We start from the raw sequence: 26,557 nt of genomic DNA, 5'->3' as shown, positions 1-26,557 counted from the left end.
CATAACAGACGCGCAATTATTGACGCTCAGTCGCGGCCCGTTCTATGTAGCGCAACCGCTGCGGGTAGGCGGCGGGTATTTGTTGTGAACCGTCGTCAACGGTGCGGATGACGACACAGAAGGAGGGTTACGTGCCCCCAAGAGCCAAATCCGACACCGGTAGACCAGACCCCGTCGATGCCCATGTCGGCAGCCGGGTTCGTTTGCGCCGCACGCTGCTGGGCATGAGCCAGGAAAAGCTCGGCAACGCCGTCGGCCTGACGTTTCAGCAGATCCAGAAATATGAGCGCGGCCTAAACCGCATCGGCTCCAGCCGACTCTACCAGTTCTGCAAGGTGCTGGATGTCCCGGTCTCGTTTTTCTTCGACGAAATGCCGGGCGACATGGGGACCCAACCCTCCTTGGCGGGCCAGGTCGAGCAGGCGGCCCACGACGAGAACATGTCGCGACGCGAAACCCTCGAATTGGTTCGGGCCTACTACCGGATCGACGATCGCAATACCCGCAAGAGGGTCTACGAACTGGTCAAGGCGATCGGTGCGAGCGGCACCGAAGGGGACGACCGGGCGTAGTCGTCCGGCCCGCGGACTTGACCCGCGCGCGAAACTTTCCAATAAATCGGCCCCGCGGCGGTCGCGCGCCCATTCTGCGGTCCGCTGTCTGCAGCCTATGAATCAGCCAACTAGGGGTTCCCGATGACGCGATCAAGCTACCTGTTCACCAGCGAATCCGTCTCGGAGGGTCATCCCGACAAAGTTTGTGACCGGATCTCAGACACCATTGTCGATGCCTATTTGGCCGCCGATCCGATGTCGCGGGTTGCTTGCGAAACACTGACCACGACCAATCGTATCGTCCTCGCCGGTGAAGTCCGCGGCCCGGAATCGGTGCTCGGTCAGGTCGAGCGACTCGCCCGCGACGCCGTGCGCGACATCGGCTACGAACAGGACGGCTTTCACTGGAAAACCGCCGACGTTCAGATTTATCTCCACGCGCAGTCCGCCGATATTGCCCAAGGCGTCGATGCCGCCGGCAACAAGGACGAAGGCGCGGGCGATCAAGGGTTGATGTTCGGCTATGCCTGCGACGAAACCCCGTCTCTGATGCCGGCCCCGATCCATTATTCCCACGGTATCCTCCGCGAGATGGCGGCCGCGCGTCATGCCGGTAAAGAAAAGGGCCTCGGGCCCGATTCCAAGAGCCAAGTCACGTTGCGCTATGAAAACGGTCGGCCCGTCGGCGCCCAGTCGGTGGTGGTATCGACCCAGCATGTCGAAGGCCTGTCGCAGGACGATGTGCGCGAAATCGTCCGTCCCTATGTACTGTCGACCTTGCCCGAGGGCTGGATGTGCGCCGAGGACGAGTTCTACGTGAACCCGACCGGCAAGTTCGTCGTCGGCGGGCCTGACGGCGACGCCGGTCTGACGGGCCGCAAAATCATCGTCGATACCTATGGCGGTGCCGCGCCCCACGGCGGCGGTGCGTTCTCGGGGAAAGACCCGACCAAGGTCGATCGCTCGGCGGCCTACGCCGCCCGCTATTTGGCGAAAAACGTCGTCGGCGCGGGTCTCGCGTCGTGGTGCACGATCCAAATCGCCTACGCGATCGGGGTCTCTAAGCCGCTATCCTTCTATGTCGACCTGGGCGGCACCGGCAAAGTCGACGAAGCTCGCCTCGAAAAAGTTTTGCCCAAGGTGATGAACCTCAGCCCCCGCGGCATTCGCGAGCATTTGGGCCTGAACAAACCGATTTACGCGCGGACGGCAGCCTATGGCCATTTCGGGCGCGAGCCCGACGCCGATGGCGGTTTCTCCTGGGAACGGCTGGATCTAGTCGACGCGATCCAGTCGGAACTCAGCTAGACCGCACGCGGGGTGGTCCACGCCCCGGGCACCAAACCGACCGACCGACCGCATTTCTACGGCCGCCGCCGGGGCCATACCCTCGGACCGCGGCGGCGCGAGCGTTTGGACGATGTCCTGGGCCGGTTCGGAGTCGATCTGCCCGACTTCCTGGGCGGTCAGCCCGGCGCGGTGTTTGACGACTCGCACCCAGTATGGCTCGAAATCGGCTTTGGCGCGGGCGAACACCTCGCCGCCCAAGCCGCGAACCATCAAAACGTCGGCATCGTCGGCTGCGAGCCGTTCCGCAACGGGGTTGCAACGCTGGCGCGGCTGATCGACGAGGGCGGACTGACCAACATCCGGATCTACCATGAGGACGTGCGGTTCTTGCTGCCGGACTTGGCGCCAGCCGTCTTCGACCGGGTTTTCCTGATGTTTCCCGATCCGTGGCCGAAAAAACGCCACCATCAAAGACGCTTCGTGAACCGCGAAAACCTTGATCATCTCGCCCGAATCCTGCGCGACGGCGGGCAGTTTCGCTTCGCCTCGGATCACGCGGACTACGTTCGCTGGACCCTTGCGGCGGTGCGGGCGCACGGCGCCTTCGACTGGACCGCGCGGCGCGCGGCGGACTGGCGGCAGCGGCCCGCGGACGGCGCGCCGACCCGGTTTGAGGAGAAAGCGCTCGCTGCCGGACGACCGCCGGTCTACCTCGACTTCGTCCGTCGCGCGCGCGCCGCCCTCGAAGGGACTTGATGCCGGGCAGAATCGCCCTATTATCGCGCCAACAAATACATGCTTGCCTAAGCAGGTCGGGAGTGGGCGAAAGCCCACTTTTTTATTACCGGAGCACCAGCCGTGCCCGTTCGAAAGGTCGAAGAGATCATTACGCCGTCCCTTGAAGCCATGGGCTATCGGGTCGTCCGCGTGCGCCTGAGCGGCGGTCAGGACGCAGCGACCCTTCAGGTCATGATCGAATCGAAGAATTCCCAAACGGCGGGGGCGCTCGACGACGGCGGCATCACCGCCGACGACTGCGCCGACGCCAGTCGGGCGATCTCGGCGCTGCTTGACGTGGAAGACCCGATCCCCAATGCCTATGTGTTGGAGGTCAGTTCGCCGGGTATCGACCGGCCGCTCGTCGAGGCCAGCGACTTCGCCCGATTCGCCGGGTTCGAAGCGCGCGTCGAGTCGCGCGAAACGGTTGACGGCCGCAAACGGTTCAAGGGCAAACTGCTCGGGATCGACGCAGACGATGTGCGCATCGAAACCGATGCGGGCACCTTCAGTGTCCCTGTAAACAATATTACGAGTGCCAAGCTTTTGTTGACCGACGATTTAATCAAGCAGACCGCGATGGCGCGAGCGCAAGGGTAAAGAGATGAGCACAGCACAGGCGGCTCCGATCACGAGCCAGAACAGAATCGAGCTTCTCCAGATCGCCGATGCGGTGGCGCGCGAAAAGGTCATCGAACGCGATACGGTGATCGTCGCGATGGAAGAAGCGATTCAAAAGGCGGCGCGGTCGAAATACGGCATGGAAAACGATATCCGCGCTGAAATCGATCGCACTACCGGTGAAATCCGGCTGTTTCGCTGCCTCGAAGTGGCCGAGGAAGTCGAAAGCGACGCGACCGAAATCAGGCTTGCCGAGGCCCGCGAGCGTAATCCCGACGCGCAGGTAGGCGATGTCATCGCCGAGCCGCTGCCGCCGATCGACTTCGGCCGTATCGCCGCCCAGACCGCCAAGCAGGTCATCGTGCAAAAGGTCCGCGAAGCCGAACGCGAGCGCCAGTACGAGGAATACAAAGACCGGATCGGCGAAATCGTAAACGGAATCGTCAAACGCGTCGAATACGGCAACGTCACCGTCGATCTCGGACGCTCCGAAGCGGTGATCCGCCGCGACGAGGTTTTGCCGCGCGAAAACTTCCGCCAGGGCGACCGTGTCCGCGCCTATATCTACGATGTTCGGCGCGAACCGCGCGGGCCGCAGATTTTCCTTTCTCGCACCCATCCCAAATACATGGCGATGCTGTTCGCGCAGGAAGTGCCCGAGGTGTACGACGGCATCATCGAAATCAAGTCGGTCGCGCGCGACCCGGGCAGCCGCGCCAAGATCGCAGTTATGTCCAACGATTCGGGCATCGACCCGGTCGGGGCCTGCGTCGGCATGCGCGGCAGCCGCGTCCAGGCCGTGGTCAACGAGCTACAGGGTGAAAAGATCGACATCATCCAATGGTCGCCCGACGACGCCACGTTTATCGTCAATGCCTTGGCGCCCGCCGAGGTTAGCAAGGTTGTTCTCGACGAGGATACCCGGCGGATCGAAGTCGTGGTGCCCGACGATCAACTGTCTCTAGCAATCGGGCGGCGCGGACAGAACGTGCGCCTCGCGTCGCAACTATGCGGCTGGGATATCGACGTCCTCACCGAAGCCGAGGAATCCGACCGCCGTCAGGAAGAATTCCGCCAGCGCAGTCAGATGTTCATCGAAACGCTCGATGTCGACGAAACCATCGCCCAACTTCTGGTCACCGAAGGGTTCACCACGGTGGACGAAGTCGCAACCGTCGAGCTTGGCGAAATTTCGTCCATCGAAGGCTTCGACGACGACATCGGCGGCGAACTCCAAACCCGTGCGCAGTCTTTCATCGAAGAACGCAATCGTCAGCTCGATGCTCGGCGCCGGGAGCTCGGCGTGTCCGACGACATCGCCGCCATTGCCGGGATGACCGCCGAGATGCTGGTGTCCCTCGGCGAGGCCGAGATCAAGTCGCTCGACGATCTCGGTGACTTGGCTGGTGACGAGTTGATCGAGCTTTTACCCGATGCCGGCTTTAGCGAAGACGAAGCCAACGCCATCATCATGGCGGCGCGGGCGCATTGGTTCGACGACGAGCCCGAAGCCGACGCAGCGTCCGACACCGCTACGGTGCAGGAGTAGGTTTGCCCGCAATCGCGACCATCCCGGCGGTTGAGACCGCCTCGGCATCGGACCGCGCCGACGTGTCGCCTGCGGGACCGTTGCGGCGTTGTCTTGCCACCGGCAACGTGTGCGCTATGGACGGCATGGTCCGCTTTGCGATCGGTCCCGATCGTAGTGTTGTGCCCGATGTTGCCGGTCGCCTCCCCGGTCATGGTTACTGGGTGACCGCCACCCACGCCGCGTTGGCGGACGCCGTAAGGCGCAAACTGTTCAGCCGTGCCGCTCGGCGCGAGGTCGCGACCGATCCCGGCCTCGTTGACTTGGTGGAGCGGCAGCTCCAACGCCGCACAGTCGATTTGCTCGCCATGGCTCGCCGCGCCGGGCTGGTTTCTGCCGGTTTCGAAAAAGTTCGCGGCGCCGTGCGCGAACGTAGTGTGGTCGCCGTGGTCACCGCTGCCGACGCCGCCGAGGACGCGGTACGCAAGATTGCTGGCCCCGCAACCGGCCTCGCCTGGGTACGCTGCCTGGCCGGCGCCGAAATCGGCTTGGCCTTCGGCAAAGAAAATGTGGTACATGCTGCCCTGCGTCCGGGGGCTCTAACGGATCGATTCCTGCGTGAAGCCAACCGTTTGGAAGGCTTCCGCCCTGTGGACCGCGTGATCAAGGCCTGATTGATGAGCGATACCGACGATAAGAAGCCCCTTACGCTGTCTGGGCGCAGCAAACTTGAGATGAAACGACCGGGCACGGCCGCTGGGCAAGTGCGCCAAAGTTTCTCGCATGGCCGGTCCAAGACCGTCACCGTCGAGGTCAAGAAAAAGCGGGGCGCAGCCCCTGCACGAACCAAGTCCTTCGCAGAAGCGGCGGCGACGGAAACCGCACAGCCGGCCCCGGTGGCAAGCCCCGCACCGGCACAGCCTTCTAGTGCGCCGGCGGACAAAGGACGAGTCGTCCTCAAAGCCCTGACCGACGAAGAAAAGGCGGCCCGGGCAAAGGCCCTTGAAGGCGCCAAGATCGCCTCGGTCGAAGCGCGCAAGAAAGCCAAAGAAGATGCCGAACGCCGTGCCGGCGAAGAGGTCCAACTCGAGCGCGAGCGTGAAGAAGCCGAACGCCGCGAAGCCGAGGAAGCGGAGCGCAAGCGAGTTGAAGAGCTGGCGCGCAAGAAAGCGGCGGAAGCCGCGGCGGTCCGTCTCGGCGAGCCCGAGACCGATGAGGACGCCTCTGCCCGCGCCAAACCGAGTGCGCGACCTGAAATCAAACGTCCCGTAGCTCCCCGTCCCCGGGCCGGCGAACGGCGCCGCGGCGGCAAAATGACTTTGACCCAGGCGCTCGACGACCGTGAACGCACGCGCAGTCTCGCGGCCGTCCGCCGTCAGCGTGAACGCGAGAAGCGCCAAGCCCGAACCGGCGATTCGGACGCCCCGAAAAAGGTCTTCCGCGAAGTTGTCATTCCCGACACGCTGACGGTTCAGGATCTGGCTAACCGGATGACCGAACGCGGCGTCGACGTCATCAAGGCGTTGATGAAAATGGGCCTGATGGTGGCGATCAACGAAACCATCGATGCGGACACCGCCGAGCTGGTGGTGACCGAATTCGGCCATCGTGCCAAACGCGTGTCCAAGGCAGACGTCGAAATCGGTTTCCGTGCCGGCGACAGCGAGGAAGATGAAAGCCTCCTGGTGCCACGGGCGCCGATCGTCACGGTGATGGGCCATGTCGATCACGGCAAAACGTCGTTGTTGGACGCGCTGCGTGCAACCGATGTTGTTGCTGGCGAAGCAGGGGGCATCACTCAGCATATCGGCGCCTACCAGGTTACCCTGCCGTCCGGCGCCAAGATCACCTTCCTCGATACGCCGGGCCACGAAGCTTTTACCTCGATGCGCATGCGCGGCGCGACTGTCACAGACATCGTCGTGTTGGTCGTTGCCGCGGACGACGGGATCATGCCGCAGACGATCGAAGCGATAAATCACGCCAAAGCGGCCAAGACGCCGATCATCGTGGCGATCAACAAAATGGACCGGCCCGATGCGGACGCCGACCGGGTTCGCCGCGATTTGCTGCAGCAGGATCTGGTCGTCGAAGAGTTAGGCGGCGAAGTCCTCGCGGTCGAAGTGTCGGCGACCAAGAGAACCGGTCTCGATAAGCTCGAAGAAGCGATCGTTCTGCAATCCGAAGTGCTTGAGTTGAAGGCCAACCCTGATCGCGCCGCCGAAGGCGTTGTGATCGAAGCCAAACTCGACCGCGGTCGCGGCGTCGTGACGACGGTGTTGGTCCAGCGCGGTTCGCTCCGGGTTGGCGATATCGTCGTTGCCGGCGCCGAATGGGGCAAGATCCGCGCCTTGGTCGACGATCACGGTCGCCAGATCGACGTGCTGCGGCCTGGCGAGCCGGCCGAAGTTCTTGGGTTGAACGCGGCGCCCGAGGCGGGCGACGAGTTCGGCGTGGTCGAGAGCGAGGGGCGCGCCCGCGAAATCACGGGGTTCCGGTCGGGTCAGGCGCGCGAACGCGGCGTCGCCCTCGCGGCCACCGCGCGGGGTTCGGTCGAGGATATGTTCTCCAAGATCGGCGATACCGAAAAGAGCATGTTGCCGATCATTATCAAGGCCGACGTGCAAGGCTCACTCGAAGCGATCCGGGCGTCGCTCGAAAAAATGTCGACCAATGAGGTCGCGGTGAGCGTCGTGCACGGCGGCGTCGGCGCGATCAACGAATCCGACGTCACGCTGGCGGCGGCATCGCGGGCGCTGATTCTTGGCTTCAACGTCCGGGCGAACGTCCAGGCGCGCGACCGCGCTAAGCGAGATTCGCTCGAAATTCGCTACTACTCGGTGATCTACAACGTTGTCGACGACATCAAAGATCTGTTGTCGGGTATGCTGAAACCCGCGATCAAAGAGACCATGCTGGGCCAGGCTCGGATCAAACAGGTCTTCGCGGTATCCAAGGTCGGTAAGGTCGCCGGTTGCGAAGTGATCGAAGGCGTGGTGCGTCGCGGTGCGCGGGCACGCTTGCTGCGCGACGACGTTGTGGTGCACGAAGGCGTCTTGGCGATGCTCAAGCATTTCAAGGACGATGCCCGCGAAGTCAGGGCCGGTTCGGAATGCGGTATCGCGCTTGAGAATTTTCACGACTACCACGAGAAAGACGTGATCGAGGCCTTCGAAGTCGAAGAAATCGCCCGCACGCTCTAGCGCTTCGCCCGACCGGGTCGGACGAAGGTTCGGAAACCATGCCGAGAAACCCGAGTAAATCAGTTCTGCAACGCCAGCACCGCGTCGGCGAGTTGCTGCGTCACGGGCTCGTCGATGCGCTTGCCCCGATGGAATTTGCGAACGGGGCTGTCACCGGTGGCGCGGTGACGATCTCGCAGGTCCGCGTCAGCACCGATCTCAAGCAGGCGCGCGCGTTCGTCTTTCCCCTCGGCGGCAGCAATGCGGCGCAACTGATCGAGGAACTCAACGCCGCCGCCCCCCGGATTCAGGGTCCGCTCGCGCGCCGCGCCGGCCTGCGTTTTACGCCGCGCCTCGAGTTCGTCCTCGACAATACCTTCGACGAAGCCGATCGCATCGAAACCCTCCTCGCCCGAGCCAACGCTAAATCGCGACCGACGTGAACGGCTGGATTTTGCTCGACAAGCCCAAGGGTCTGTCCTCGGCCAAGGCCGTGGGCAAGGTCCGGCATTTGTTCGACCGGGCCAAGGCCGGGCATGGCGGAACCCTCGACCCCTTGGCGTCGGGTTTGCTGCCGATCGCGCTTGGCGAGGCGACCAAGGTGATCGGTTATATCCTGGACGGAACCAAAGGCTACCGCGCCACCGTGGTGTGGGGCGAGAGCCGCGATACCGACGACGCCGAAGGCGCGGTCACCGCAACCAGCGCCGCGCGGCCCGACCGGGCAGCGATTCTGGCGGCGTTGCCGGCCTTTAGCGGACCCATCGTCCAGCGGCCGCCGGCCTATTCGGCGCTCAAAGTGGCGGGGCAGCGCGCCTATGCCCTTGCCCGGGCCGGCGAGACCGTCGTCCTCAAATCCCGTGAAATCGAGATATTTTCGCTGGAATTGGTCGAAATGGACGCCGAATACGCGGTTTTGGACGTTATTTGCAGCAAAGGCACCTATATCCGGGCGTTGGTACGCGATTTGGCCGAAGCGCTGGGTACCGTCGGCTATCTCGGCGACCTGCGCCGGACGCGGGCCGGCCCGTTCACCGAGGTGCAGGCGATTTCGCTGGCCTGCCTTGAGAGCTTGGGCCATAGTGCGCGCCTCGCGGAAGCATTATGGCCGCTTGAGACCGCGCTGGACGACATCCCGGCGCTGGCCTTGGACGGCGACGCCGCGGCAAGACTACGCCACGGCCAATCGATTGACGTTTCCGCGGGACTCAGGGACGGCATCGTCTTCGCAACATCGGACAGCGGTCCGGTGGCAATGGCGCGGGCGACTGGCGGCACCCTGAAACCGCTACGTGTTTTCAATTCGGGATAGGAGATATCCGATGTCGATTACGGCAGAGCGCAAAGCGACGCTCATCAAAGAATACGCGACCAAGGATCAAGACACCGGGTCGCCCGAAGTTCAGGTTGCCATTCTTACCGAACGGATCACCAACCTGACCGAGCACTTCAAGGACCACAAGAAAGATGCCCACTCGCGGCGCGGGCTTCTGATGCTCGTCAACCGGCGCCGCCGTCTGCTCGACTATGTGCGCGATTGCGATGTCGCACGTTACGAGCAACTCATTCAGCGACTCGGCATCAGAAAATAGCGGTGTACCCGTCGTGCACGGCCCGTCGGTCCCGCCATTTCGGTGGGCCCTGGCCGTGCCCGCACGTCCGCATGAGACGGTCGGTCGCTGACCACTCGTGGAGCGCGCAAGGGGTGCGCTCCAACAGCAAGCAAGGAAGATAAAAATGTTCAACGTCGTCAGGAAAGAATTGGAATGGGGCGGGCGTACGCTCGTCTTGGAAACCGGCAAAATCGCACGCCAAGCCGACGGGGCAGTCCTCGTCACCTACGGTGAGACCACCGTGCTGTGCACCGCCGTCGCGCAAAAGTCGCCGCGGGCCGGAATCGATTTCTTTCCGCTTACCGTCAACTACCAGGAGAAGACCTTCGCCGCCGGCAAAATTCCGGGCGGCTTCTTCAAACGTGAAGGTCGGCCCAACGAAAAGGAAACGCTGACGTCCCGTCTGATCGACCGGCCGATTCGTCCGCTTTTCCACCACAGTTTCCGCAACGAGACCCAGGTCATCTGCACTGTGTTGTCGCACGATCTGGAAAACAACCCCGACATGGCGGCGATGATCGGTGCCTCGGCGGCGCTGACGATTTCCGGCATTCCGTTCCTCGGCCCCATCGGCGGCGCGCGGGTCGGCTATGTTAACGGCGAATACGTGCTCAATCCGATGCCCGAGCAGCTCGCCGAGTCCAAACTCGATCTCATCGTGGCCGGTACCAAAGACGCCGTGCTGATGGTCGAATCCGAGGCCGAAGAGCTCAATGAAGAGGTCATGCTCGGCGCCGTCATGTTCGGCCATGCCTCGTTCCAGCCCGTGATCGACGCGATCATTTCGCTGGCCGAATCGGCCGCCAAGGAACCCTGGCCGCTGCCCGAGGAAGTCGACAGCAGCGAGATGAAGGCGCGCCTCGAATCACTGGTTGGCGAAGACATCCGCGCCGCCTACGGCGTTCGCGAAAAGCAGGCGCGTACCGACCGCCTGTCCGAGGCCCGCAAGAAGGTCGAAAAGGTTGCCGAGGAAGAAAGCCTCGATTCGACCATCGCTTCCGGCCTGTTCAAGAAAATGGAAAAGGCGATCGTACGCGGTCAGATCATCGACAGCGGCATCCGGATCGACGGGCGCGACCTCAAGACCGTGCGGCAGATTTCGGTCGAGACCGACATTCTACCGCGCACCCATGGCTCGGCGCTGTTCACCCGCGGCGAGACCCAGGCATTGGCGGTCACCACGCTCGGTACCGGCCAGGACGAACAGATCATCGACGCACTCGAGGGCGAGTACCGCGAACGCTTCATGCTGCACTACAACTTCCCGCCCTACTCGACCGGCGAAACCAAGTTCATGTCCTCGCCTGGCCGCCGCGAAATTGGTCACGGCAAGCTGGCATGGCGGGCACTGCGGCCGTTGCTGCCGGCACCGGACGCGTTTCCCTACACCATCCGCGTCGTCTCCGAGGTCACCGAGTCCAACGGCTCGTCCTCGATGGCCACGGTATGCGGCTCGTCCTTGTCGATGATGGGGGCCGGCGTGCCATTGCGCGCGCCGTGCGCCGGTATCGCGATGGGCTTGATTCTCGAAGACTCCGGCTTTGCAGTTCTGTCCGACATCCTCGGCGACGAGGATCACCTCGGCGATATGGACTTCAAGGTGGCGGGCACCGAGAACGGCGTCACCGCGCTGCAAATGGACATCAAGATCACCGGGATCACCAAGGAGATCATGGAGGTTGCGCTGGCCCAGGCCCGCGACGGTCGCATGCATATCTTGGGTGAAATGTCGAAGGCCCTGTCCGCTCCGCGCGGCGAGGTCAACGATCATGCGCCGCGGATCACCACGATCCAGGTGCCTAAGGACAAGATCCGCGAGATCATCGGTACCGGTGGCAAAGTCATCCGCGAAATCTGCGAAGTGACTGGCGCCAAGGTCGATATCGAAGACGATGGCACCGTCAAGGTGGCGAGCTCCAACACCGAATCGGCCGAGGCCGCGGTGAAGTGGATTCGCGACATCGTGGCGGAGCCCGAGGTCGGCGTGATCTACCGCGGCAAGGTGGTCAAGGTCGTGGACTTCGGCGCCTTCGTGAACTTCATCGGCTCAAAGGACGGGCTCGTCCACATCAGCGAACTCGCCCCGGGCCGGGTCGGCAAGGTGACCGACGTCGTCAACGAAGGCGACGAGGTTTGGGTCAAGGTTCTGTCGTTCGACGATCGCGGCAAAGTGCGGCTCAGCATGAAGTCGGTCAACCAGGAATCTGGTACCGAAGAGGGCGCCGATGCGGTGGCCGAAGCGGGCGACTAAGTCGGTAAACCAGCAAAAAACCGTGAGGGGCGCGGATTGCCGTCGAGCGATCCGTGCCCTTACGGGTTGGTCTAGCGTGGAATCATTCTATATTGATGGGGATGGCCCCGCTGTGGTGGCCGGCGAGGATGTCAAACCGTGAAACCCCTCAATAGCATGCGCATGTCGGGCTTCGATGTGCTCCCCCTCGTCGAGGGGGGCAAGGGCATCTCCATCTCCAACGGTGAAAGTTCGGGTGCCTGGGCGGCGGCGGGGGCGGTTGGCACGTTTTCGGGCGTCAACGCCGATTCTTACGACGCCGATGGACGGTTGATCCCGCAACAATATTCCGGTCGCACGCGGGTCGAGCGGCACGAAGAACTCATTCAGTACGCCATCGACGGCGGTGTGACCCAAGCCAAGATCGCCCACGAGATCGCGGGCGGGCGCGGCCCGATCCACATGAACGTTCTGTGGGAAATGGCCGCCGCCGAACGGGTCTTGGTCGGCATCTTGGAGCGCGCCGGCAAACTCGTGCACGGCGTCACCTGCGGCGCCGGCATGCCCTACAAGGTGGCGGAAATCGCCGCCCACTTCGGGGTCCACTATTACCCCATCGTGTCGTCGGGCCGGGCATTCCGCGCCCTATGGAAGCGCGCCTACCACAAATTCGCCGAACTCTTGGGCGGCGTCGTTTACGAAGACCCCTGGCGCGCTGGCGGCCACAACGGCCTGTCCAATAGCGAGGATCCGGAGCACCCTGAAGACCCCTATCCGCGGGTGCTGGAACTACGCGAACGGATGCGCGAATTCGGTCTCGGCGACACCCCCATCATTATGGCGGGCGGCGTGTGGTTCCTGCGCGAATGGCAGGATTGGATCGATAATCCCGAGTTGGGTCCCATCGCCTTTCAGTTCGGTACGCGGCCTCTGTTGACCGAGGAAAGCCCGATTTCGGACGCTTGGAAAAAGCGTCTGCTGACGCTCAACGAAGGCGACGTCTACCTCAACAACTTTAGCCCCACGGGCATGTGGTCCTCGGCCGTCGAGAACGCCTTCTTGCGCGAACTGAAAGAGCGCCACGATCACCAGATCGCCTACACGCGCGAGCCGATCGGCGATCACGACGTCGAATTCCTGACCGGCCCGCGCAAGCAACCGGTCTTTGTCACCGCGCACGACAAGAGCCAAGCGGAAAAGTGGATGGCCGCAGGCTTTACCGAAGCGATGAAGACGCCCGATTCGACGATGATCTTTGTCCGACCGGAAACGATGCGCGAAATCCGCATCGACCAGACCGAGTGCATGGGCTGCCTCAGCCACTGCCAGTTCTCCAACTGGTCCCAGGAAGAGGGACACACCACGGGCAAGAAGGCCGACCCGCGCAGCTACTGCATCCAGAAAACCCTCCAGGTTATCGGCCACAGCGACGAGGTCGAAAATCAATTGATGTTTGCCGGTCACGCCGCCTTCCGTTTCCGGGACGACCCGTTCTATTCGAACGGGTTCGTACCAACGGTCCATCAATTGGTGGACCGCCTGGTCACCGGGGACTGACGCCATGACCACGACCGACCGGACCGAAAGCGCCGCCGACGCGCAAACGCGTGTGCGCCTCGCCGGATTGCGGCCGACCCGCCAGCGTGTCGCGCTGGCCCGCATGCTGTTCTCTGGGCCCGCCCGCCACGTCACCGCCGAAACCCTGCACGGCGAAGCGGGCGACGAAGGCGTGCGGGTGTCGCTCGCGACCGTCTACAACACCTTGCATCAGTTCGTGCGCGTCGGTTTGTTGCGCGAGGTCATGGTCAACCCCGGCCGTTCCTACTTCGATACCAATGTCGGCGCCCACCACCACTTTTTCCACGAGACGACCGGCGAACTCGAAGACATCGACGCCGCGCAGGTCGACCTCTCGACACTGCCTGCGGCCCCCGCCGGTACCCGCATCGAACGTGTCGATGTGGTCATACGGCTCCGCGACCGCCAGTCATAATCCGTTAAAAATCAACGATATGAATGGTTTATTAAAACCATTCTAAACTGTTGACTCAACGGTACCGCGTCCCCATATTGGGGTCTCGGGCAACGCACCGCTCGAACGTTAGTCCCACCCAATTTCCAAGAAACGCAACGGAGGACACCGATGCCAGCTCTCAAAAGTTCCAAGACCGAGCAGAACCTGAAGGACGCCTTCGCGGGCGAATCGCAGGCCAACCGCCGCTATCTCTACTTCGCGCAGAAGGCCGACGTCGAAGGTTACAACGATGTCTCGACCGTGTTCCGCTCGACCGCCGAAGGCGAAACCGGTCATGCCCATGGCCACCTCGAATTCCTCGAGGAGACCGGCGATCCGGCGACCGGCGAGCCGATCGGCACGACCGACAAGAACCTCAAGGCCGCCATCGCGGGCGAGACCCACGAATACACCGACATGTATCCGGGCATGGCGAAGACCGCGCGCGAAGAAGGCTTCGGCGAAATCGCCGATTGGTTCGAGACGCTAGCGAAGGCTGAAAAGTCCCACGCCGGCCGCTTCCAAAAAGCACTCGACTCCCTCTAAACGCACACCACGAAGGGCGGGGGCGGGCTCAAACCGCCCCCGTTTCGACTCGCTATGAAAGAAGGCTCGACCGAAGCCCCGATTCGCCATCCCATCGACTGGCAAGATCCGTCGTTCATCGACACGGATGCGCTCGACGCCGAGCTACGCCGGGTGTTCGACATTTGTCACGGCTGCCGCCGCTGCTTCAATTTATGCGATTCGTTCCCGCGCCTTTTCGATTTGATCGACGAGTCCGAAAGCGGCGAACTCGACACGGTGGCCAGTGCCGACTTCAAACCGGTCGTCGATGCCTGCACGTTGTGCGACATGTGCTTCTTGACCAAATGTCCCTACGTGCCGCCGCACGAGTTCAACCTCGACTTCCCTCATCTCATGCTGCGCTATCGTGCCGCGGAACAGGCCCGGGGAATCAAGCCGGGTATCGCCGAAGCGCAACTGACCAAGACCGACCGCAACGGCACACTCGCACGCTTCGCGGCGCCGCTCGCCAACTGGGCCTCTTCGCGCGGCAATCGCCTCACCCGCCCTATCCTGCAGGGCGTCGCCCACGTCCACGAAGATGTCGAACTGCCCAAGTTCCACCGCGAAACCCTCATGGCGAAGGCGGCCCACCACCCGCTCGCGCGCAACACCGCCGCGCCGGCCGCCGGGCGCAAAGTCGCGCTCTACGCCACCTGCTTTGCCAACTACAACAACCCCGGCATCGGCGAGGCGGCACGCCGCGTCCTCGCCCATAACGGCGTCGATGTCGAAGTCGTCTATCCCGAATGCTGCGGCATGCCGCAACTCGAAGGCGGCGAAATCGGCGACGTCGCGGATCGCGCCCGGCGCATCGCCGCCGTGATGGCCGGTTGGATCGACGACGGCTACGACATCGTCGCGATGACCCCGTCCTGCGCGTTGATGCTCAAGTTCGAATGGCCGTTGATCGTCCCCGACAACGCCGCCGTCAAACGGCTCTCCGAGGCTACCTTCGATCTATCTGAATACATCGTCGATATCGCCAAGAAAGAAGGCCTGGCCGACGGCCTGAAAGCCTTGCCAGGCGGTGTTGCGGTCCACCTCGCTTGTCATGCGCGAGCCCAGAACATGGGCGCCAAGGCGGCCGAGCTGTTGCGCTACGTCCCGGAGGCCTCCGTCACCATCGTCGAACGTTGCTCGGGCCACGGCGGTTCCTGGGGCATCAAGACCGAAAACTTCCCGGTCGCACTCAAGGTCGGTGCGCCGGCCGCCCAGCGCGCCGCCGATGCCAACGCGGCCTTCGTCGTGTCCGAATGCCCATTGGCCGGCAAGCATATCGTTCAAGGAATGGAAAAAATCGACGGCGCCACCGCCAAGTTGGCGGAAGCCAAATCCTTCCACCCGATCGAGCTAGTTGCCCGCGCCTACGGGCTGGTCGAATGACTCGCGAAAACCATGAAATCGTCCGTGCCGAGTTGATGCCGATGGAGGCCTACGCGGTCGTCCGCAAACAAAAGCGCACCGAGGTCTCGGCGATAAAAAAGGATCGCCGTGTCGGTGTCGGCCCCTTCGCGACCTTCTATTTCGAGAACTACGACACGATGTGGATCCAGATCCACGAAATGCTGTTTATCGAAAAGGGCGGCGAGGCCCAAATCGAGGACGAGCTGGCGGCTTATAATCCTTTGATTCCAAAGGGAAAGGAGCTGGTCGCGACGTTGATGTTCGAAATCGACGACCCGATCCGACGCGACGCCGAATTGCGCCGACTCACCGGCGTCGAGCGCACCGTGACGCTGCGCGTCGGCGGCGAAACCATCGCCGCAATCCCCGAAAGCGACGTCGAGCGCACCAAGGCCGACGGCAAGACCTCGTCGATTCACTTCCTGCGCTTCCCGATGAACGACACGCAGATCGCGGCGTTTCGCTCGAGCACGACCGAGGCGGTGTTGGCAATCGGCCACGAGCATTACGGGCATATGGCGGTCGTGCCGCGCGCAGTACGAACCGCGCTCCAGGGCGACCTCGACTAGAGCGTTACTCGAACTCTTCGTCGGGGTAGACGCCCCACAGGATGTCGCGCCGCACCCAGCCGCGCCGGTCGCCGATTTCGATCTCGCACCACCCGTCGGCACAGCGCAGCAGGTGCCCCTGCACGCCGGGTTCCGCGAACAACACCGGCGGACTGTCGTCGCTCGGCCGTCGCCGCACGGTCCGCAGGGAACCGGTAATCACCGCCCAGCGGTCGGGCGACAGCAACCGGCGGTGCACCCATCCCTCGGCACCCTCATAGTCGCGCACCCGGATCCATTGTTCGAATTCGGCGATCGCCTCCACCGGCAGACCCGCCCGCTTGAACACCCATTCGACCGGATATTGCGTTCCCGGTCCGGTTCGTACGTTTACGGTGTTGTGTCGCAGCGACACGAAATGGGGCATGTAGTCGCGCTGTGCAACCGCGCGTTCGGGGACAAGAGTGCCCGCCGCAACGCACAGGGCCAACACCCCGGCGCGCGCAATCGACCAAAACCGCTGTCTCGATATCCGCACGCCGCTATATGCCAACCGCGGCGCGCCACGGTCAAGGAAGCGCTGGTGGGTGTCCAATCGAGCCCTCGCCTTTCCGAAGCGCAACCGATTTGCTAGAGATGCAGAGTCTTTCCCCAACCGAACCGGTCATGCCAAAACAAAAACCGCGGGTCATCGTCACGCGCAAACTGCCGGACGAAATCGAAACCCGGATGATGGAGTTGTTCCAGACTCGGCTGAACGTCGACGACCGCCCGCTCTCGAGCGACGAATTGCGTCAGGCGGTCCAGGATTGCGATGTCCTAGTGCCGACGGTTACCGACCGGATCGACGCGGACCTGCTCAAATCGGCTGGACCGAAACTCAAACTGATCGCCAATTTCGGCAACGGCGTCGATCACATCGATCTCGCCGCGGCGGCCGCCGCCAAGATCACTGTTACGAATACCCCTGGCGTACTCACCGAAGATACCGCCGACATGACGATGGCGTTGATCCTGGCTGTGCCGCGCCGTTTGGTCGAAGGCGAACGCCTGATGCGCACGGGCGAGTGGCCGGGTTGGTCGCCCAGCTTCATGCTAGGCCGCCGCATCTGGGGCAAGCGTCTCGGCATCGTTGGGATGGGCCGGATCGGCACCGCGCTGGCGCGCCGCGCCCGCGGCTTCGGCCTGTCGATCCACTATCACAACCGCCACCGCGTCGCGCCCGAGATCGAGGGCGAGCTCGAAGCGACCTATTGGGAAAGCCTCGACCAGATGCTGGCCCACATGGATATCGTCTCGGTCAACTGCCCGCACACGCCGGCGACCTACCATCTGCTGTCCGCGCGCCGGCTCAAGCTGCTGCGCAAGGAAGCCTATATCGTCAACACCGCACGCGGCGAAATTGTCGACGAGGCGGCGTTGATCGCAATGCTTAAGGCTGGCGATCTGATGGGCGCGGGCCTCGACGTTTACGAGAACGAACCCCAGGTCAAACCCGGTTTCTTCAAACTCGACAACGTCGTCATGTTGCCCCACATGGGCTCCGCTACCCTCGAAAGTCGTCTCGCCACGGGCGAACTGGTGCTGATCAATATCCGCACCTTCATGGACGGCCACAAACCTCCCGACCGTGTCATCGCCGGGACGACGATCTAGCGTCTAGATGAACAGCATCGCGCCGTCGGCACGGGCGTCGTTCAAGAATGTCACCAACCCGCCGTCGACGAAGGTAATGTCGTCGCGCAGGTTTTGACGTGCAATTTCCTTGGCGCGCAGGCCCATCTCGCACACCATGAACCTCGCGCCGAGTTCGGCGCAGGCCGACAGCAATTCTTCGAACCCGCCGACCCCGCGCGCCGTCAAGCCGGCATCGACGGCACCGCCGGTCTCGCCGCCCCCGCTCATCGCCGACTGCCAGCCGGGCGTGCCGTCCGGCGCACGCGTTAGGCAGCGGATCGCGTCCATCGTGAAGAACAGCGTCACCGGGGTGTTGGTCGCGATCGCCGCCGCGGCCGTTGCCAGGGCGAAGTGCACTTTGTCAAAGGCGCCGGAATAGACGATCAACGATAGTTTCGCTGGGCGAACGCCGTCTGGCAGTGTCGGGTCAGGCGGCATCGGCTTTCACCGCGGTAATGGTGGGCGTCGCCCCGCACAGCGCGCAGCCCGGGTCCGGTTTGACCCGTACCTTGCGGAACGCCGTGGCTAGCCCCTCATAGATCAACAATGTCCCCGACAGGCTGTCGCCGATGCCGAGGATTTCCTTGATCACCTCGGTTGCCTGCAAGGCCCCCATCGTGCCCGCCATCGCGCCCAAGACGCCGCCTTCGGCGCAGCTTGGGATCAGCCCCTCGGGCGGCGGCGCGGGATAGATGCAGCGGTAACACGGATGGTCGCCGCCCAGGTGCGACTTGAACGTCGAAAGCTGCCCGTCGAAGCGCAGCACCGCCGCCGATACCAGCGTCTTGCCGCCCAGGTGACAGGCGTCGTTGAGCAAAAAGCGGGTCGGGAAATTATCGCTGCCGTCGGCGACGAGGTCGTAGCCCGCGATCAACGCCGCGGCGTTGTCGGGCCCCAGCCGCAGGCGGTGCTCGACCACGGTGACGTCGGCATTGAGTGCGGCCAACGTCGCGCGCGCACTCGCGGTCTTGGCGTCGCCCACCCGCACCGTGGTGTGGGCGATTTGGCGTTGCAAGTTGGACAGGCCCACCGTGTCGTCGTCGACGATCCCCAACGTGCCGACGCCGGCGGCGGCGAGATACATCAGCAGCGGCGAGCCGAGCCCGCCCGCACCCACCACTAGGACTTTGGCGTTCAATAGAGCCGCCTGGCCGGTGCCGCCGACCTCATCAAGGATGATGTGGCGGGCGTAGCGGTGAATCTGCTCCTCGCTAAAGTCCATGGCGTCAGGAAAGATCGAACAGCGCGGTCGACAGGTAGCGTTCGGCGAACGACGGCAGGATAACGACGAGGCGCTTGCCTGCCCAGTCCGCCCGGCGCCCGACCTCCGCCGCCGCGGCAATCGCCGCGCCCGACGAAATGCCGACCGCGAGGCCCTCTACTTTGGCCGCGAGCCGGGCGGTTTCGAGCGCGGTTTCGTTGGCGATCGTTACGACCTCGTCGATCAACGCGCGGTCCAGGTTGCCCGGTACGAAGCCGGCGCCGATCCCTTGAATAGCGTGCGGTCCGGGCTGCCCCCCCGACAGGACCGGGCTGTCCTCGGGCTCGACCGCGATCATCTTGAGGTCCGGCAGCCGCGCCTTCAAAACGCTGCCGACCCCGGTCAAGGTGCCGCCGGTTCCGACGCCCGATACCACGCCGTCCAGGACCCCGCCGGTGTCGGCCCAGATCTCCTCCGCCGTCGTGGCGCGGTGAATGGCCGGGTTCGCCGGATTGTCGAACTGCTGCAGCGTGATCGCATTGGGCAGCGATTGGACGATCTCTTCGGCCCGGGCGATGGCGCCGCGCATTCCCTTGGGCGGCGGTGTCAGTTCGAGTTCAGCGCCCAGCAATAGCAACATCTTGCGCCGTTCCTGCGACATGCTTTCGGGCATCGCCAGGATCAAGCGATAGCCGCGTGCGGCGCAGACGAAGGCCAGAGCGATCCCGGTGTTGCCCGAGGTCGGCTCGACAATCACTGTGCCCGGTGTCAGACGCCCGTCGGCTTCGGCGGCGTCGATCATCGCGGCGCCGATGCGATCCTTGACCGAACCCAGAGGATTGAAGAATTCCAGCTTGCCGATTAGATCGGCGCGGCACTCCAGGGCAGCGGCTAGCTTGGACAGACGCACCAACGGTGTGCGGCCGATGGTCTCTGTGATCGAATCGTAAATGCGGCCGTGAAAGACCGGAGCGGGAGCGGCTGTCATCAGATATTGAAATCCATGCGGGGGTTGTTGGTGGCGGTGATGTTGCAGGCCCGGGCCTGTTGGCACAGGTCCTCCAGGGTGACGGCGTCGAGGCGCGCCATCGTCTCGCTTTGTAAATCGCGCCACAACGGCGCGACGACTTTTTGACCGATGGCCGACGTACTCGAATGGTCGGGCCCGTCGTCGCCCTCGATCGCGGCGACGACGCGAGCGATTTCGCCCACGGTGATGCGCCGCCGTTCGCGCGCCAAACGATAACCGCCCTTCGGGCCGCGCACGCCGCGCAAGATGCTCGCGCGCACCAACCGTTGCATGACCTGTTCGAGGTAGCGTTGGGGGATACCTTGGCGCGCGGTGATGTCGCGCGACTGTACCGGGTCGGGCCCGCCGTGGACGGCGATGTCGACGACTGCTTCCAGCGCGTACATCATTTTCTTGGAGATGCGTAGCACCGCTCAGCCCTCCACCGCGCCGACGCCGGTCGAACCGAATCCGCCGGCGCCCCGCGCGGTCTCGCCCAGCGGCGCTTCGCGCCATACGACGCGGCTCACCGGGGCCACCACCAGTTGGGCGATGCGGTCGCCGCGCGCGATGGTGGCAGTATCTTTGCCGTGGTTGATCAGGATCACGCCGATCTCGCCGCGGTAGTCGGCGTCGATCGTGCCGGGGGCGTTCAGCACGGTCAGTCCCTGCTTGAGGGCGAGGCCCGAGCGCGGCCGCACCTGGGCTTCATGGCCGGGGTCCAGCGCAATTCGAAGGCCGGTCGGGATCGCCGCCCGCGCGCCGGGCGCCAGTACGCACGGCGTGTCGATCGCGGCGCGCAGATCCATCCCGGCGCTTCCCGCCGTCGCATAGTCCGGCAGCGGTAGGTCGCGCGCATGGGCCAGACGTTCGATCGCGACGCCCAGGGTCACGACACGCGCCCAAGGTAGGCGGCGATGCGCGCCGCCAAGGCGTCGGCCACTTGGTCCTTGCTCAGCTGCGGCCAGTCCTCTTGGCCGTTGGTATCGATCAAACTCACGGTGTTGTCGGCGGCCCCAAACGTCGCTCCACCCGCGACGCTGTTGGCGACGATCCAGTCACAGCCCTTGCGCCGGCGTTTGTCGGCAGCGTTTTTGGCGACATCGTCGGTCTCGGCGGCAAACCCGACGACCAGTCTTGGCCGCTGGGTCGCGTGGCGGGCCAGCGTTGCCAGAATGTCGGGGTTCTCGACCAAGGTCAGCGCCGGCGGCGCGCCGCTCTTCTTGATCTTCGCATCGGCGGCCCCCTCGACCCGCCAGTCGGCCACCGCGGCTGCGCACACCGCGGCATCGACCGGCAGCGCGTCCTCGCAGGCCTGCAGCATGTCGCGCGCACTGATTACCGGACGCACAGCCACGCCGGGTGGATCGGGCAACTCGGTCGGCCCGCTGACCAGAATGGTCTCGGCGCCGAGCCGTGCCAGGCTTGCGGCAATCGCGTGACCCTGTTTGCCGCTCGAGCGGTTGGCGATATAGCGCACCGGATCGATCGGCTCGTGGGTCGGGCCCGAGGTAACCAGCACGCGCCGGCCGGCCAGCGGCAGCGGTGCGCCGCCGCCGATCTCGTTCAGCGCAGCTGCAATCGCGACGACCAAGTCGGCGGGTTCGACCAGACGGCCCTCGCCCGATTCGCCGTCGGCCAACTCGCCGCGCGCGGGGCCGACGATACGCACGCCGTCACGCCGCAACGTGTCGATATTCCGTTGCGTCGCCGCGTGGTGCCACATGCGCACGTTCATCGCCGGCGCGATCAAGATCGGCTTATCGGTTGCCAGCAGCGTCGTCGAGGCAAGATCGTCGGCAATGCCGGCGGTCATCTTGGCGATCAGGTTGGCGGTGGCCGGGGCCACAACCACGAGATCGGCCTCGCGCGAGAGCTGGATATGGCCCATCTCCGATTCGTCCTTCAACGAAAACAGGTCCTGGTAGACTGGCTGGGCGCTCAGGGCGGCAACCGACAAGGGCGTCACGAATTCGGTCGCTGAGGCCGTCAGCACGCAGCGCACGGTGCAGCCCTCCGCGCGCAGGCGCCTGATCAAGTCCAACGCCTTGAACGCGGCAATCCCACCGGAAATGACAAGGAGAATACGTTTTCCGGTCAGCATGCCGGGGATCGGTCCTAACTACAGCGAACGGGTGTTGAAAACACTAGGCTCCACGCCCCGCGCTGTGCAAGGGGGCGGCCTAGGTTACCAGCAAAATTGCGGCGATCACCGCGCTGACGACAATCAGCAACCGGTTGGTCAGGCGGCGTTGCCGGGCCTGTTCGCGGGCGATCTCGCGTACCGTCTCGGGGTGCAGGCGCAGTCCTTCGTCGGCAATCTGGCCGACCAGCGTCTGGGCGCTTTCCAAGACCCCCGGCAAACGCCGTATCACCCGCAGGGTGCTGTCCAGACCCTCGCGCAGCCGTGCCGCCGGGCCCATGTGATCTTCCATCCATTCCTGGATCACCGGCTGGGCCTTCTCCCAAAAGACGATTTCGGTGTCCAGGCTACGGGCTACGCCCTCGGCCACGACCATTGTCTTTTGCAACAGCAGCAGTTGGGTCTGCGTTTCCATTTGAAATTGCTCGGTCACCCGCAGCAATTGCGCCAGCAGCCGCGCGATGGAAATTTCGTTGGCGGGCTTGCCCAGGATCGGCTCCCCGATGGCGCGGCAGGCCTGGGCGAAAGCGTCGAGCGATTGATTCGCCGGGACATAGCCCGCCTCGAAATGAACTTCGGCGGCGCGCCAATAGTCGCGGGTCAGAAACGCTAGCATCAGATCGGCGAGGTAGCGCCGGTTCTTCAAATCCAGCCGGCCCATGATGCCGAAATCGACCGCGAGGATATTGCCCTCGATATCGGCGAACAGATTGCCGGGGTGCATGTCCCCGTGGAAAAACCCGTCGCGGAACACTTGATGGAGAAATCCCGCCAGTAAATTGGTCACGACGGTATCGAGGTCGATCCCGGCATCGACCAGGGCATGGCGGTTGCCCAGGCTGATCCCCTCGACCCGGGCCAGCGTCAGGACACGCGGACCAGTGCGGGCCCAATCGACCTCGGGCACTTGGTAGGTCGGATCATCGACAAAGTTTTGGCCGAGTTCCGATGCCGCCGCCGCCTCCAAGCTCAGGTCCATTTCGCGGTAGCTGGTTTCGGCGAACTTATCGACCACCTCGACCGGCTTGAGCCGGCGCATCGTCGGCTGGGTCGCGGCGGCGATGCGCGCAAGCCAGCGGAACAACTCGATGTCGCGGCCGAAGGCCCGTTCGATCCCGGGCCGCAGCACCTTGACGGCGACCGCGCGGCCGTCGGCGGTCAGCGCATAGTGGACTTGCGCGATGCTCGCGGCGGCGACCGGGGTTTGGTCGAATTCCGCGAACAGGCTTTCAAGCGCGCAATCGAAGGCGGTTTCGATGACCTCGACGGCGGCCTCGCCGGGGAACGGCGCGAGGCGGTCGCGCAGCGAAGCTAGGTCTTCGGCAAAGGCATCGCCGACGAGATCGGGCCGGGTCGACAACGTCTGACCGAACTTGATGAAGGCCGGTCCCAGCGCTTCGAGGGCGGCCACCAACCGTTGTCCGCGCCGCAGGCCGCGTGCCGCCGCCCGCGGGCCCGGCAGGGCAAGGCGCGCGAGCCGCCGCGGCCAAGGCCCGTAGCCCAACATGTCCAACAGAAACAAGGCGTCGTGCCGCGCCAACGTGTAGGCGATCCGGACGAGCCGGAGGATATTGCGAAAGGGTCCCAGCAAGCGCGTTCAGGTTCGCCAGCCCACATGGAGCGCGACGATCCCGCTCGACAGGTTGCGGTGGGAAACGCGCTCGAATCCGGCGCCGCGGATCAGGTCCGCGAAGGCGTCCTGGTGGGGAAAGGTGCGGATGCTCTCGGCGAGATAGCGATAGGACTCGGCATCGCGCGCGATCAGGCGCCCCATCACCGGCAGCAACCGGAACGAATAGGCATCGTAGAGCGGCGCCAGCAGCGGCGACACGCGGCTGAATTCAAGGCACAGGAACCGTCCGCCGGGGCGCAGCACCCGGTAGGCTTCGGCCAAGGCCGCGGGGATGTCGGTCATGTTGCGCATCCCGAACGCGACCGTATAGGCATCGACTGTGCGGTCGCGCAGCGGCAGCGCCTGCGCATCCCCGCAGACCCAGTCGATCCCGTCGAGGCAACCTCGGTCGGTGCTGCGGTCGCGCCCGACCCGGAGCATGCTTTCGTTGATATCCAGCACGCTGACCCGCGGCCGCGCCGCCGCACTGGCGTAGGGTTTCAAGATGCGCAGGGCGATATCGCCGGTGCCGCCCGCAATGTCGACGACGTGCTCGCCGGGCCGGGCATTAAGGCGGCGCACCAAAGCGTCCTTCCAGGCACGGTGGAGGCCGCCGCTCATCACGTCGTTCATCAGGTCGTAGCGCTGTGCCACCGAATCGAACACGCCGCGCACCAAACCGCTCTTGGCCGCGCGCGGCACCTTGCGAAACCCGAAGGGAACCTCCTCGGGCGGGGTTGGATCGGCGGTCGGGGCGTTGTCGCTCATGGCGGCGACGATAGCGCAGGGGTCCCAAACGCGCTACTTTGGCCGGGCGCGGTCGGGCGTTATCGGACCGCCGCCAATCCCAGCGTGAATCGCGAGCGTGCCGGAACTCCCCGAAGTCGAAACCGTGGTCCGCGGCCTCCGCCCCCATCTCGAGGGCGCCACGTTGGCGCGAGTCGAGGTCAGGCGGCCGGACCTACGCCAACCCTTTCCGCCCCGCTTCGGCGCGCGGCTGACCGGTCGCCGTATCGTCTCCCTGTCGCGCCGCGCCAAATACATCTTGGCCACCCTCGACGACGGGGTTCAGTTGCTTGCGCACCTCGGCATGTCGGGACGGATGGTCCTCCATGCCGGGCCGCCGCCCGAACGGGGTAAACACGACCATGTCGTCTTTATTACCGCCGCCGGTACCCAGGTGGTGTTCAGCGACCCGCGCCGCTTTGGGTTGATGACCCTGATAGAACCGGGCGGTGCCGCCGACCATCCGCTGCTCCGCGATCTCGGGCCCGAGCCGCTCGGCAATGCCTTCGGCGGCGCGCTGCTCGCCGCGCGACTGCACGGCAAGCACACTCCGATCAAGGCAGCGCTGCTCGACCAGCGCGTCGTGGCGGGGCTCGGCAACATTTATGTCTGCGAGGCACTCTACCATGCGGGCATATCGCCGCGCCGCCAGGCCCGCACGGTCGGGCCGGTGCGCGCCGAACGCCTCGCCACCGCGATTCGCGATGTCCTCCAGGCGGCGATCGCCGCCGGCGGATCGTCCTTGCGGGACTATGTCGGTTCGGACGGCGAACTGGGGTACTTCCAACACAACTTCTCGGTTTACGACCGCGAAGGGCAAGCCTGCCCGTCGTGCGATTGCACCCGGTCAGTCGTGCGTTTTGTGCAATCCGGCCGCTCGACGTTTTACTGTCCGCACCGCCAACGGTAGTCGAAGGGCGGTTGATCTTGCCCGTCTCCATCGCGTATACGGGCCGCCTCCGGCGATTCGCAAAATCCGACCGGACCGCATACCGCTCCTCGAAAGGAGGCCGCGATGGCCTACGAAACGATCTTGGTCGAAACCAAAGGCAACGTCGGCCTGATCACGCTCAACCGTCCCGATGCGCTCAACGCGTTGAACAGCGATTTGATGGTCGAGCTCGGCGCCGCCTTGGACCGTTTCGAATCGGATGATGGGGTCGGCGCGATCGTCATCACCGGCAGCGAAAAGGCGTTCGCCGCCGGTGCCGACATCAAGGAGATGCAGCCCAAGAGTTTCGTCGACGTCTATGCCGGCGACTTCATCACCAAGGAATGGGGTCGGACGGCGACGTGCCGTAAACCGGTCGTCGCTGCGGTAGCCGGCTATGCCTTGGGGGGCGGATGCGAACTTGCGATGATGTGCGACTTCATCCTCGCTGCTCCGAATGCAAAATTCGGCCAACCCGAAATCCGTTTGGGCATCATCCCGGGCTCCGGCGGCACCCAGCGGCTGGCCCGTTTCGTCGGCAAGTCGAAGGCCATGGAAATGGTCCTGACCGGCCGCATGATGGACGCTGAGGAAGCCGAGCGTTCCGGTCTGGTGAGCCGCATCGTGCCGGCCGAAGATCTCATCGACGAGGCAGTAAAGGTCGCGGGCGAAATCGCCACCCTGTCGCGCCCGGCGGTCTACATGGCCAAAGAAGCGGTAAACCGTGCCTTCGAGACGACCATGGAGGAGGGGATTCGCTTCGAACGGCGGCTATTCCACGCCACTTTCGCCCTGGAAGACCAAAAAGAGGGCATGGCGGCCTTTGTCGAGAAGCGCAAACCCAACTTTAAGAACGTCTAATCGGTT

28 protein-coding genes are annotated in these 26,557 nt (G+C 64.1%); 19 read left to right on the top strand and 9 right to left on the bottom strand.

The window, feature by feature from the left end; translation table 11 throughout:
• Window positions 1-131 precede the first annotated feature (131 nt).
• The 16 genes from RID42_03645 to RID42_03570 all read left to right on the top strand — a co-directional run bounded on the left by RID42_03645 (window position 132) and on the right by RID42_03570 (window position 16,352).
• Window positions 132-572: a helix-turn-helix transcriptional regulator gene (locus RID42_03645; GenBank protein ID MEQ8246751.1), complete on the top strand. Its 441-nt coding sequence runs from the start codon at window positions 132-134 to the stop codon at window positions 570-572.
• Between the two features lie 123 nt (window positions 573-695).
• Window positions 696-1,862, top strand: coding sequence for a methionine adenosyltransferase (gene metK / locus RID42_03640; GenBank protein MEQ8246750.1), 1,167 nt, complete (start codon window positions 696-698; stop codon window positions 1,860-1,862).
• A 12-nt stretch (window positions 1,863-1,874) separates the two neighbouring features.
• The gene (gene trmB / locus RID42_03635; protein MEQ8246749.1) at window positions 1,875-2,600 is read left to right on the top strand and encodes a tRNA (guanosine(46)-N7)-methyltransferase TrmB; all 726 of its coding nucleotides are present in this window, start codon (window positions 1,875-1,877) and stop codon (window positions 2,598-2,600) included.
• 102 nt (window positions 2,601-2,702) lie between these two features.
• Complete coding sequence (gene rimP / locus RID42_03630) at window positions 2,703-3,221, top strand: ribosome maturation factor RimP (GenBank protein ID MEQ8246748.1); 519 nt, start codon at window positions 2,703-2,705, stop codon at window positions 3,219-3,221.
• Window positions 3,222-3,225: 4 nt separating this feature from the next.
• Window positions 3,226-4,791 (top strand): transcription termination factor NusA, encoded by a 1,566-nt coding sequence (gene nusA, locus RID42_03625; protein ID MEQ8246747.1) that lies wholly within the window; start codon window positions 3,226-3,228, stop codon window positions 4,789-4,791.
• A 2-nt stretch (window positions 4,792-4,793) separates the two neighbouring features.
• The gene (locus RID42_03620) at window positions 4,794-5,444 is read left to right on the top strand and encodes an RNA-binding protein (GenBank protein MEQ8246746.1); all 651 of its coding nucleotides are present in this window, start codon (window positions 4,794-4,796) and stop codon (window positions 5,442-5,444) included.
• Window positions 5,445-5,447: 3 nt separating this feature from the next.
• A complete protein-coding gene (gene infB / locus RID42_03615; protein MEQ8246745.1) occupies window positions 5,448-7,973 on the top strand; it encodes a translation initiation factor IF-2 in 2,526 nt (841 codons plus the stop codon).
• Between the two features lie 38 nt (window positions 7,974-8,011).
• The gene (gene rbfA / locus RID42_03610) at window positions 8,012-8,395 is read left to right on the top strand and encodes a 30S ribosome-binding factor RbfA (protein ID MEQ8246744.1); all 384 of its coding nucleotides are present in this window, start codon (window positions 8,012-8,014) and stop codon (window positions 8,393-8,395) included.
• Window positions 8,392-9,264, top strand: a complete 873-nt coding sequence (gene truB / locus RID42_03605) for a tRNA pseudouridine(55) synthase TruB (GenBank protein ID MEQ8246743.1) — start codon at window positions 8,392-8,394, stop codon at window positions 9,262-9,264. Before rbfA ends, truB begins: the two co-directional genes overlap by 4 nt.
• A gap of 10 nt (window positions 9,265-9,274) precedes the next feature.
• On the top strand, window positions 9,275-9,544 hold the full coding sequence (gene rpsO / locus RID42_03600) for a 30S ribosomal protein S15 (GenBank protein ID MEQ8246742.1): 270 nt from the start codon (window positions 9,275-9,277) through the stop codon (window positions 9,542-9,544).
• A 139-nt stretch (window positions 9,545-9,683) separates the two neighbouring features.
• Entirely contained in the window at window positions 9,684-11,816 is a 2,133-nt protein-coding gene (pnp, locus tag RID42_03595) for a polyribonucleotide nucleotidyltransferase (GenBank protein ID MEQ8246741.1), read from the top strand.
• Window positions 11,817-11,954: 138 nt separating this feature from the next.
• Window positions 11,955-13,352: a nitronate monooxygenase gene (locus tag RID42_03590; GenBank protein MEQ8246740.1), complete on the top strand. Its 1,398-nt coding sequence runs from the start codon at window positions 11,955-11,957 to the stop codon at window positions 13,350-13,352.
• 4 nt (window positions 13,353-13,356) lie between these two features.
• Window positions 13,357-13,788, top strand: a complete 432-nt coding sequence (locus RID42_03585; protein MEQ8246739.1) for a Fur family transcriptional regulator — start codon at window positions 13,357-13,359, stop codon at window positions 13,786-13,788.
• A gap of 150 nt (window positions 13,789-13,938) precedes the next feature.
• A complete protein-coding gene (locus tag RID42_03580) occupies window positions 13,939-14,355 on the top strand; it encodes a rubrerythrin family protein (GenBank protein MEQ8246738.1) in 417 nt (138 codons plus the stop codon).
• Window positions 14,356-14,409: 54 nt separating this feature from the next.
• Window positions 14,410-15,762: a heterodisulfide reductase-related iron-sulfur binding cluster gene (locus tag RID42_03575; protein ID MEQ8246737.1), complete on the top strand. Its 1,353-nt coding sequence runs from the start codon at window positions 14,410-14,412 to the stop codon at window positions 15,760-15,762.
• Complete coding sequence (locus RID42_03570) at window positions 15,759-16,352, top strand: DUF3501 family protein (protein ID MEQ8246736.1); 594 nt, start codon at window positions 15,759-15,761, stop codon at window positions 16,350-16,352. Before RID42_03575 ends, RID42_03570 begins: the two co-directional genes overlap by 4 nt.
• 4 nt (window positions 16,353-16,356) lie before the next feature.
• Here RID42_03570 and RID42_03565 read toward each other — a convergent pair whose 3' ends face one another.
• Window positions 16,357-16,926, bottom strand: a complete 570-nt coding sequence (locus RID42_03565; protein ID MEQ8246735.1) for an SH3 domain-containing protein — start codon at window positions 16,924-16,926, stop codon at window positions 16,357-16,359.
• A gap of 71 nt (window positions 16,927-16,997) precedes the next feature.
• Between RID42_03565 and RID42_03560 the strand changes: the two genes are divergently transcribed.
• Window positions 16,998-17,987 (top strand): D-glycerate dehydrogenase, encoded by a 990-nt coding sequence (locus tag RID42_03560; protein ID MEQ8246734.1) that lies wholly within the window; start codon window positions 16,998-17,000, stop codon window positions 17,985-17,987.
• 3 nt (window positions 17,988-17,990) lie between these two features.
• On the opposite strand, the gene RID42_03555 is transcribed toward RID42_03560, so the two are convergent.
• The 8 genes from RID42_03555 to RID42_03520 form a co-directional block, all read right to left on the bottom strand.
• Complete coding sequence (locus RID42_03555) at window positions 17,991-18,446, bottom strand: DsrE family protein (GenBank protein ID MEQ8246733.1); 456 nt, start codon at window positions 18,444-18,446, stop codon at window positions 17,991-17,993.
• Window positions 18,436-19,230: a molybdopterin-synthase adenylyltransferase MoeB gene (moeB, locus tag RID42_03550; GenBank protein ID MEQ8246732.1), complete on the bottom strand. Its 795-nt coding sequence runs from the start codon at window positions 19,228-19,230 to the stop codon at window positions 18,436-18,438. The genes RID42_03555 and moeB overlap by 11 nt, the downstream gene beginning before the upstream one ends.
• Before the next feature lie 4 nt (window positions 19,231-19,234).
• Window positions 19,235-20,197: a cysteine synthase A gene (cysK, locus tag RID42_03545; protein MEQ8246731.1), complete on the bottom strand. Its 963-nt coding sequence runs from the start codon at window positions 20,195-20,197 to the stop codon at window positions 19,235-19,237.
• On the bottom strand, window positions 20,197-20,649 hold the full coding sequence (locus RID42_03540; protein MEQ8246730.1) for an Rrf2 family transcriptional regulator: 453 nt from the start codon (window positions 20,647-20,649) through the stop codon (window positions 20,197-20,199). The genes cysK and RID42_03540 overlap by 1 nt, the downstream gene beginning before the upstream one ends.
• A 3-nt stretch (window positions 20,650-20,652) precedes the next feature.
• Window positions 20,653-21,111: a dUTP diphosphatase gene (dut, locus tag RID42_03535; GenBank protein ID MEQ8246729.1), complete on the bottom strand. Its 459-nt coding sequence runs from the start codon at window positions 21,109-21,111 to the stop codon at window positions 20,653-20,655.
• A complete protein-coding gene (gene coaBC, locus RID42_03530) occupies window positions 21,108-22,322 on the bottom strand; it encodes a bifunctional phosphopantothenoylcysteine decarboxylase/phosphopantothenate--cysteine ligase CoaBC (GenBank protein MEQ8246728.1) in 1,215 nt (404 codons plus the stop codon). Before coaBC ends, dut begins: the two co-directional genes overlap by 4 nt.
• Window positions 22,323-22,401: 79 nt before the next feature.
• Window positions 22,402-23,952 carry a 2-polyprenylphenol 6-hydroxylase gene (gene ubiB, locus RID42_03525; protein ID MEQ8246727.1) on the bottom strand — a complete coding sequence of 517 codons (1,551 nt, stop codon included), beginning with the start codon at window positions 23,950-23,952 and terminating at the stop codon, window positions 22,402-22,404.
• Between the two features lie 6 nt (window positions 23,953-23,958).
• Window positions 23,959-24,741 (bottom strand): class I SAM-dependent methyltransferase, encoded by a 783-nt coding sequence (locus RID42_03520; protein MEQ8246726.1) that lies wholly within the window; start codon window positions 24,739-24,741, stop codon window positions 23,959-23,961.
• Between the two features lie 97 nt (window positions 24,742-24,838).
• Here RID42_03520 and mutM point away from each other — a divergent pair, with 97 nt between their 5' ends.
• Window positions 24,839-25,669, top strand: coding sequence for a bifunctional DNA-formamidopyrimidine glycosylase/DNA-(apurinic or apyrimidinic site) lyase (gene mutM, locus RID42_03515; protein ID MEQ8246725.1), 831 nt, complete (start codon window positions 24,839-24,841; stop codon window positions 25,667-25,669).
• A 105-nt stretch (window positions 25,670-25,774) separates the two neighbouring features.
• Window positions 25,775-26,551, top strand: a complete 777-nt coding sequence (locus tag RID42_03510) for an enoyl-CoA hydratase (GenBank protein ID MEQ8246724.1) — start codon at window positions 25,775-25,777, stop codon at window positions 26,549-26,551.
• Window positions 26,552-26,557 lie beyond the last annotated feature (6 nt).

Source organism: Alphaproteobacteria bacterium, from assembly GCA_040216735.1.
Lineage (GTDB): Bacteria > Pseudomonadota > Alphaproteobacteria > SHVP01 > SHVP01 > CALJDF01.
Note: the sequence above shows the minus strand (reverse complement) of the source record. Positions and strands in the feature narration are given on the sequence as shown.

Excerpts from the sequence above, each read along its gene's own strand:
- metK (MEQ8246750.1), top strand. The coding sequence starts at position 696 with ATGACGCGATCAAGCTACCTGTTCACCAGCGAATCCGTCTCGGAGGGT.
- nusA (MEQ8246747.1), top strand. The coding sequence starts at position 3,226 with ATGAGCACAGCACAGGCGGCTCCGATCACGAGCCAGAACAGAATCGAG.
- infB (MEQ8246745.1), top strand. The coding sequence starts at position 5,448 with ATGAGCGATACCGACGATAAGAAGCCCCTTACGCTGTCTGGGCGCAGC.
- rbfA (MEQ8246744.1), top strand. The coding sequence starts at position 8,012 with ATGCCGAGAAACCCGAGTAAATCAGTTCTGCAACGCCAGCACCGCGTC.
- rpsO (MEQ8246742.1), top strand. The coding sequence starts at position 9,275 with ATGTCGATTACGGCAGAGCGCAAAGCGACGCTCATCAAAGAATACGCG.
- RID42_03585 (MEQ8246739.1), top strand. The coding sequence starts at position 13,357 with ATGACCACGACCGACCGGACCGAAAGCGCCGCCGACGCGCAAACGCGT.
- RID42_03580 (MEQ8246738.1), top strand. The coding sequence starts at position 13,939 with ATGCCAGCTCTCAAAAGTTCCAAGACCGAGCAGAACCTGAAGGACGCC.
- RID42_03575 (MEQ8246737.1), top strand. The coding sequence starts at position 14,410 with ATGAAAGAAGGCTCGACCGAAGCCCCGATTCGCCATCCCATCGACTGG.
- RID42_03570 (MEQ8246736.1), top strand. The coding sequence starts at position 15,759 with ATGACTCGCGAAAACCATGAAATCGTCCGTGCCGAGTTGATGCCGATG.
- RID42_03560 (MEQ8246734.1), top strand. The coding sequence starts at position 16,998 with ATGCCAAAACAAAAACCGCGGGTCATCGTCACGCGCAAACTGCCGGAC.
- RID42_03555 (MEQ8246733.1), bottom strand. The coding sequence starts at position 18,446 with ATGCCGCCTGACCCGACACTGCCAGACGGCGTTCGCCCAGCGAAACTA.
- moeB (MEQ8246732.1), bottom strand. The coding sequence starts at position 19,230 with ATGGACTTTAGCGAGGAGCAGATTCACCGCTACGCCCGCCACATCATC.
- cysK (MEQ8246731.1), bottom strand. The coding sequence starts at position 20,197 with ATGACAGCCGCTCCCGCTCCGGTCTTTCACGGCCGCATTTACGATTCG.
- coaBC (MEQ8246728.1), bottom strand. The coding sequence starts at position 22,322 with ATGCTGACCGGAAAACGTATTCTCCTTGTCATTTCCGGTGGGATTGCC.
- RID42_03520 (MEQ8246726.1), bottom strand. The coding sequence starts at position 24,741 with ATGAGCGACAACGCCCCGACCGCCGATCCAACCCCGCCCGAGGAGGTT.
- RID42_03510 (MEQ8246724.1), top strand. The coding sequence starts at position 25,775 with ATGGCCTACGAAACGATCTTGGTCGAAACCAAAGGCAACGTCGGCCTG.